The 267-nt window shown below is 49.1% G+C and carries 1 protein-coding gene; it reads right to left on the minus strand.

Annotation, left to right across the window (positions count from 1 at the left end; translation table 11 throughout):
• Window positions 1-213 (minus strand): hypothetical protein (locus AB4585_RS24435; RefSeq protein ID WP_372171339.1); only part of this gene is annotated, 213 nt, incomplete at its 3' end.
• Window positions 214-267: the final 54 nt, after the last annotated feature.

The raw sequence follows: 267 nt of genomic DNA on the forward strand, positions 1-267 counted from the left end.
ATACATACCAGCGGATACACCCATGAACATCAGAGATATATCCAACTCTCCCAATCCACTCATATCCGTTACCGATACACGTGGATCTAGCACCTTCAAACGAGTGGGAGCATAGCTATCCTGAGAGGCATAACGAACCAGATCCTGCACTGACACATCCGCAGACGCTAAGAATCTCTCCTGCTCGACAGCTGTCTGTTGCGCATACTGCATTTCAGAGATCACCTTCAGCGACTTTAATTTCTCGGCATCGCCCCGCTTAGAAGC

It is taken from the genome of Vibrio sp. 10N.222.49.C9, from assembly GCF_041474985.1.
GTDB lineage: Bacteria > Pseudomonadota > Gammaproteobacteria > Enterobacterales > Vibrionaceae > Vibrio > Vibrio crassostreae_C.